General features: G+C 41.1%; 6 protein-coding genes, 1 tRNA gene and 1 riboswitch. Of the genes, 2 read left to right on the top strand and 5 right to left on the bottom strand.

Features of this window, described 5'->3' with window-relative positions:
• The 3 genes from YWE_RS28130 to YWE_RS0120315 all read right to left on the bottom strand — a co-directional run.
• Positions 1–424, bottom strand: a 424-nt coding sequence (locus tag YWE_RS28130; RefSeq protein WP_051323479.1) for a DUF2787 family protein, incomplete at its 3' end; no start/stop codon positions are given.
• A gap of 122 nt (positions 425–546) precedes the next feature.
• Entirely contained in the window at positions 547–1,761 is a 1,215-nt protein-coding gene (locus tag YWE_RS0120320) for a tyrosine-type recombinase/integrase (protein ID WP_029096137.1), read from the bottom strand.
• A 187-nt stretch (positions 1,762–1,948) separates the two neighbouring features.
• Positions 1,949–2,025, bottom strand: a tRNA-Arg gene (locus tag YWE_RS0120315).
• Between the two features lie 1,115 nt (positions 2,026–3,140).
• Positions 3,141–3,343: riboswitch (Lysine riboswitch) on the top strand.
• A gap of 80 nt (positions 3,344–3,423) precedes the next feature.
• Here YWE_RS0120315 and YWE_RS0120310 point away from each other — a divergent pair.
• Entirely contained in the window at positions 3,424–4,977 is a 1,554-nt protein-coding gene (locus YWE_RS0120310) for an alanine/glycine:cation symporter family protein (RefSeq protein ID WP_029096136.1), read from the top strand.
• A gap of 91 nt (positions 4,978–5,068) precedes the next feature.
• Here the strand turns inward: YWE_RS0120310 and YWE_RS0120305 are convergent, their stop codons facing one another.
• Both YWE_RS0120305 and YWE_RS0120300 read right to left on the bottom strand, forming a co-directional pair.
• A complete protein-coding gene (locus tag YWE_RS0120305) occupies positions 5,069–5,311 on the bottom strand; it encodes a DinI-like family protein (RefSeq protein WP_029096135.1) in 243 nt (80 codons plus the stop codon).
• Between the two features lie 65 nt (positions 5,312–5,376).
• Complete coding sequence (locus tag YWE_RS0120300) at positions 5,377–5,736, bottom strand: hypothetical protein (RefSeq protein ID WP_029096134.1); 360 nt, start codon at positions 5,734–5,736, stop codon at positions 5,377–5,379.
• A gap of 445 nt (positions 5,737–6,181) precedes the next feature.
• Here YWE_RS0120300 and YWE_RS0120290 point away from each other — a divergent pair, with 445 nt between their 5' ends.
• Complete coding sequence (locus YWE_RS0120290; RefSeq protein WP_029096133.1) at positions 6,182–6,382, top strand: hypothetical protein; 201 nt, start codon at positions 6,182–6,184, stop codon at positions 6,380–6,382.
• The last annotated feature ends 182 nt before the right edge of the window (positions 6,383–6,564 follow it).

Genomic DNA, 6,564 nt, shown 5'->3' with positions numbered 1-6,564 from the left:
ACTGATAGACATCGTGGGAATGGTAACGGCAGAAGTTACGTTGCCAGAGGCTATACAGGGGGCCGTAGGCAGCAATAGGCTCAGGTGCCATACCAAGCTGATACCCCAAGCCCCGACTGAAGTCAAAATCAATGGCATACGTTGATTCTTGGCCAAACGGTGTNGCNATATAGGTAAACTCGGTTACGTAACAGATATACCATCGATTATCCTGTTTCCTTTCTATCCTAATTTCAACGGGGCGGTAACCGCCCGTTTCTGCCGTATAGTCAGCATTGCTGTAATTGAGCGTGATGCTGAAGACTTTTGGGTGACGTTCGATAACGTTGGCCAGCAGGGTAATGAAGGGTTTAAAAATCGGTAAGTCACAGGTGATGTTTAAGTGCGGTGCTTTTCGTTTTAGTCGGGTAGATTTTATTTTCATGAATACGTCTCATTCGCATGATTTGTTATGAACAAAAAGAAGGGGAGGCTAAAAAGCCTCCCCCTCTATTCTCTTTATTTTACTGACTGCCTTAGAACGCCAAATACCGTTTCTTCAACAGACTACGCCTGCTTTTTAAAGGTTCCATGCACGACATTACCGCCATGCTCTAAATTATCCATGTAGTCCGCATACCACTGAAGCATTTCCCTACGGCCATCAAGATATTGAGCATGGTTATAGGTTCCTCGAATAGAGTTTTTATCGACGTGAGCAAGCTGAGTTTCAACCCATGCAGTGTTATAACCTTGTTCGTGTAATATAGTGCTCATAGTGTGACGAAATCCGTGACCAGTAGCTCTTCCATGATATCCAACACGCTTCAACACCTGATTGATGCTTGCTTCACTCATTGGTTTGCTTATGTCATTACGACCAGGGAAAACCAACGTATAGCGCCCAGTAAACATATCCAATTGACGCAAAATTGAAACAACTTGATCAGATAAAGGAACTAAATGAGGACGCCGCATTTTCATGCGACTTATAGGAACTTCCCATAATTTATTTTCAAGATCAAATTCCCTCCACTCAGCTGCGCGTAGCTCGATAGTGCGCACACCAGTCAAAATTAAGATACGAGCGGCTAGCTGGGTGATCGAACTACCTGAATAATTAGAGAGTGCTCGTAAAAACTCAGGAAGTTCATCTACAGTAAGATGAGGAAAATGTTTAGTTTTTGGTGCAGTGAGTGCAGCAACCAATTCCGATGCAGGATTATTATCCGCCCTGCCTGTAACTATGGCATAACGAAATACTTGATTACAAGCCTGACGAATTTTACGTAATTTATCCAATACACCACGCTTTTCTAATTTACGTAATGCATCAAGCATTTCTAATGGCTTGATTTCAGCTATTGGTCGTTTACCTATATGCGGAAAAATATCATTCTTAAAAGCCTCAAGGAGATCATCAGCATAGCCTTTTGACCAATTAGGACTCTTATACTCGTGCCATTCAAGAGTAAGCTCTTGAAAAGTGTTTTTAATACTAGATTGGCGAACTTGTTTATCGACCTTCTTTTTTTCACTAGGATCAATATTGTTCGCAATAAGTCTCCTTGCTTCATCTCGACGCTGTCGTGCATCGGCAAGCTTTATCTCAGGATATACTCCTAACGCCATCATCTTTTGTTTACCATCAAAACGATATTGCAGACGCCAATACTTTGAACCGTTAGGGTGGATTAATAAGTGCATTCCTTCCCCATCAGTAAGCTTATAGGGCTTATCTGTTGGCTTAGATCCTCTGATTTTTATGTCTGTTAGTGCCATGTACTTATCTCCATTGTTGGTACACGGTTTATTGAACAGGGATATACCATCACATATACCAACAAATAATGATAGATGCTGGTTGATAGTCATTTACGTAGGTTGAATGAAACTATCAATAAAATGAGGGTAGGCGCAGATTTCAGGCATAAAAAAAGACATCCAAAGATGTCTGTTGACTTCAAAGTGGTACCCCCAGCAGGATTCGAACCTGCGACCTACGGCTTAGAAGGCCGTTGCTCTATCCAGCTGAGCTATGGGAGCTTTGATATACACTGAGGAGCCAGAGGATTCCTTAGTGGAGTCGGATTATACGGCTCTTCTGTGCTCAGTCAATGCCTTTTAGCTGATAATTAGCCTTGGATTATTTTTTATCCCGTTATCTGAACATAACTTAATCACTTATTATTGCTTTTGTTATTGCTCAGGGCTTTCAGTATGTTTTTACACCAGTTTATCTTTATCATGCAGCAAGTTTTGATGACAGGTCGGCAAAATAGGGCATATGGCTAAGGGAGTAAAACGAGGAGTTTTATGTTTAAATGATACTTTCTTGCAACGGCATTTCTTGTTGTTGGCTGTTAGGGAATAAATTCAACCAGAAAAAAGCTACTGACAACAATACAAATACTTAAGAAAAAGCAAATGGAAGTATATATAAAATTATCTATCAGTATATTTTTCATACATAACTCCTGAATGTTTATCTGTTAATTATATAGTCCATAACTCAAGTCATCGCCAGTCGCCTTGAAACTTAAAAGGTGCGGGGTAATCTGTGTATTTATCATGTATTAATTTTCGCATATCTAATTTTAGTTTAGTGGCTTCGATTGCAAATGCGTTGATGATATTTTACGGAAACTTACCGGGTGAGTTTGATTAGTGCTATAAAATCAATTAATTATGCTTTATGGTTATGCGTTTATCTAATCAGGCTTAGGCGTATTATTTGTATTGTTAATAATAACAATACAATAGATTATCATTGTGGTGGGTGGTGATAGTCGTTCTTGAATGTAATTACAAGTATAACAACTGATAACAACTTGAAACTATTTTCTTTAAATGTATTTGAATAAGTGAGTTTTAATTATCATCCTAATCATTACTTATGCAGCATAATGATTTTTAATTAAAAATTCTCAGTCAATATTTAGAGTTTAGCCGTAGTCAGTTAGTTGTGACATCGAGCGTGAGGAAAGAGTATTAGATACTTAGATTTAACCCTATTTGCAGGAGAGAATAAAAGCAATATGGGCAAAAGGCAGCTATTTATACTTTTGCACAATAACTTGATACTAATTATCCATAATATTATTTTGAAGCGCTAAACTTCGGCTATTGTAATTCTCTTTAATTCACATTAATCTCCGTTGGCTAACAATAGAGGCGCGAATAGAGATCAGTAAGTCAACGTGACGTGGCGGTAATGACGTGGACTGAAAGGCCTATTCGCCGAAATGCAAAAGCAATAGCCCATTCTTTTGTGTTGGTTCTGGGCCTAACAGGTGCAGAACTGTCATGATTTATCCATTGATAATATATCTTCGGCGGTAAATCATGTTGAGCTATTGCTGTCTGAATATCCCCAAGGATTGGATTGATTGCAGTAGTTTTCCCTCAAAATAATATCTAACTTAAAGACATGGGGCAGGCTTCTTGCAAGATATCTTCAATTCCATCAATAACTTTTTTTCCTTTATTTCACCGATATCGGATGCGATTTGGGATTTCCCTACCAAAGTCAGTTGGTATGCGGCTATCCCAATACTTGGTCAATTGTCGTTTCCAGTATTGTTACTGGTAGGAATGGGAATTTATTTCACCGTTAGTACCGGCTTTATTCAGCGAATGAGTTTTGGCCAGACCGTCAAAATCATGCTGAGAAAACAGACCTCAACCACCGGCATTAGTGCATTGGGCTCTTTTATGCTGGGGCTGGCGATGCGTGCCGGGCCGGGTAATATTGTCGGCATTACAGGCGCTATTTCGGTTGGCGGGCCCGGTGCTTTATTTTGGATGTGGGTAGCGGCGTTTTTTGGTATGTCTACTGCCTTTATGGAATCAGTGCTGGCTCAGTTATTCAAAGAAAAAAATGGTAAAGAATATGTCGGTGGTTTGCCGTTTTATGGCCGCCGGATTCTAGGTAATAAACGTTTTGTCGGGCTGATTTTGTCCTGTGTTTATATCACCTATGCGCTGCTAAATGTGCCGTCTCAAACCTTTAATGTGTTCTCGGCGGTTGGAACGATATCAGAAACTATTGCCGGTCAGGCGTATCCGCGTCAGTCAATGTTCTACTACATTATTGCCGTTGTGTTGGTGTTTATTTGCGCCTTTATTATCTTTGGCGGTATTCGCCGGGTTGTCGCCTATTCTAACGTTTTGGTGCCGGTAAAAGCGGTGTTGTTCTGTGGTATTTCAGTGGTCATCATTCTGATTAACTTCCCATTAATACCTTACTTTTTCAAAGAGGTGGTCGTCGGGGCATTTTCACCTCATGCTATTTTTGGCGGTACTATCGGTGTGGCGTTAGCTCAGGGCGTAAAGCGAGGATTAATGTCAAATGAGGCCGGTCAGGGCACCATTACAATGGCTGCTGCGGTTGCGAATAATAAGCACCCCTGTGAGCAGGGTTTAGTACAGAGCCTGGGGGTGTTTTTTGACACTATGGTGATCTGTACTCTGACCGGCTTTATTGTGGTTATGGCGCACGTCTGGACGGGTACTACAACCGGCGTTGAGTGGGAGTCGATTAAAGCCTCCAAAATTACGATGTATTTATCATCGGTTCAGTCTCTGGTGCCGGCAATGATTGCAGATACGGTCAAGGTGATTATGGCGCTTTGCTATGGCCTGTTTGCCTTTACTACCCTATTAGGGATGCTCTCTTTTGCTGAGATATCGGCTAATTTTATCTCTCGTAGTCCGCACTTTATTTTATTTATTCGCAGCATCGGTGCGTTGTTTTTTGTTCCTTTTGGCGCATTAACGATATTAGCTGGTCTGGAGTTAACGAACCTTTGGTATATCACCGATTTAGCCAATATCATTATGGTATATATCAATATTCCGCTGCTTATTTTGGGCGCGCCATTGGTCTATAAAGCACTGGCACACTACCGTCGAACTAACGGTGGAGAGTTTATTTCCGCGGATGAAGGTTTTGAAACGCCATGTTGGGTAAAGGATAAGGCAGAGAAGGCAAGCTAAGGATAGACGATATTGTTAGTTGCTTTGATATATTGTTATTAGTAAAAAACCACCTGCATCACAGGTGGTTTTTTTATATCTATACAGAGAATTAAGAAGACATCCATTCATCAGATTCTTCGAACATCTGTTCAACAATTTTTCTTACGGCGGCGGATTCATCTTTTGAGCCACCGGTAACATTAATATTGGTGGCCGATGAGAATCTGACGCGAATTCCGGTATCCGGGTATTTCTTTAGCAGTCGTTTATGGAGTTCAGCCTCAACGACAGATACACCATCGCCGGGTAATTGCCGTTGGTTTCGCTTATCAATGGTGATTTCTACGCGCATGTTGAGTCTCCTAAATTATTTACTGTGTATGTATACAGTAATAATTAGCTAAGCTCAACACTTAATCATTGGCAGGGGGCTGGGCTAAAATCAGTGTGCCCCCGGCCTGGGCGACATTGTTGTAGCACCGATTGATGATCAATAGTCCAGCGTTGGTTATTTTTTGACAGTGAAAATACCGTCATTATTGATTGTATTGAATCATCGAGAACATGAGTTTGTACTATTTCAATCTGCGCCGTAGTCGGGCTTTCGACTGCCGCTTTTTGCGAAATAGTGAAGTTAGTTGCTTCAGAAAAACCGGGTTCCATTGATTTTAATGCAACCTGCAGTGGTGTGTCGAAGCTGGTTTCAGTGGCCGTTGTCTGTTGTACACAGGAAGATAAAAGCAATAAAGACAGGGCAGCCAGTGGCAGATTTTTCATATATAACCTTTTCGCTAATGCCATTGTAGGTACATTCATAATGAATAATAGCGTGATAAATCAGTTTTGCATTGATTGATAGCGGGTCTGATGATGGTTTGAACGGCGATGTTAAAAGCCAATTCCGCCACCTATTCCGATGCTTCCCCCTGAACTGCCGCCAGAGCCACTAATCCCCGTAGAGGTACAAGCCGTTAGTAGTAGAACGAGCATTATAGGTATGAGCTTTTTCATTGATGTCCCTTATTCATGTTGGCACTCTGGCAACAGTATCATCAAATATTGACCAAGTTAATATAGGGCTTTAAAAATTCTGAAATCAGGTATTTCGCAACCTGGTCGTCAGTTTCAAATGTTAATTTCATCACCGAACATGGTATTTGACACGCATTTCATGTTTAATCAACATTCGTATTAAAGTTGTATCTTAAGCTGGAGAATAACGATGTTAGAGAATTACCTACTGTCGACTGCAACACATGAAGAGCGTCAAAGAGTCATCGCTGTAGAGGCTGCTCTTGAGGTCATTAAAGCGACCCTATCTGATACTAATGATGGTAACGGAGTTTCTTTCCAACTTCAGGCGGCAGAAAAGCATATAAAGTCTTTAGCCGATGCCATACAGAATGCGATCGATAAAAAATAGAATCACACCACCTTCGGGTAATGCTTGTCAGTTAAGCATTTCTATATGATGTGACTCCACTCAATCGTCATCCCGGCGAAAGCCGGGATCCCGGTTTTAGCTAACCAGTTAATATTTGGCTTAAGGGCTGGACCCCGTTTTTCAACCTGTCTCTTGATCAGATCTCCTGATCAAGAGACTTC

It is taken from the genome of Budvicia aquatica DSM 5075 = ATCC 35567 (assembly GCF_000427805.1).
In the GTDB taxonomy this organism is placed as follows: Bacteria; Pseudomonadota; Gammaproteobacteria; order Enterobacterales; family Enterobacteriaceae; genus Budvicia; species Budvicia aquatica.
The sequence above is the reverse complement of the archived record's forward strand: the minus strand, read 5'-3'. Positions and strand labels throughout refer to the sequence as shown.

Coding starts and splice junctions, on each gene's coding strand:
- YWE_RS0120320 (WP_029096137.1), bottom strand. CDS start 1,761: ATGGCACTAACAGACATAAAAATCAGAGGATCTAAGCCAACAGATAAG.
- YWE_RS0120305 (WP_029096135.1), bottom strand. CDS start 5,311: ATGCGCGTAGAAATCACCATTGATAAGCGAAACCAACGGCAATTACCC.
- YWE_RS0120300 (WP_029096134.1), bottom strand. CDS start 5,736: ATGAAAAATCTGCCACTGGCTGCCCTGTCTTTATTGCTTTTATCTTCC.
- YWE_RS0120290 (WP_029096133.1), top strand. CDS start 6,182: ATGTTAGAGAATTACCTACTGTCGACTGCAACACATGAAGAGCGTCAA.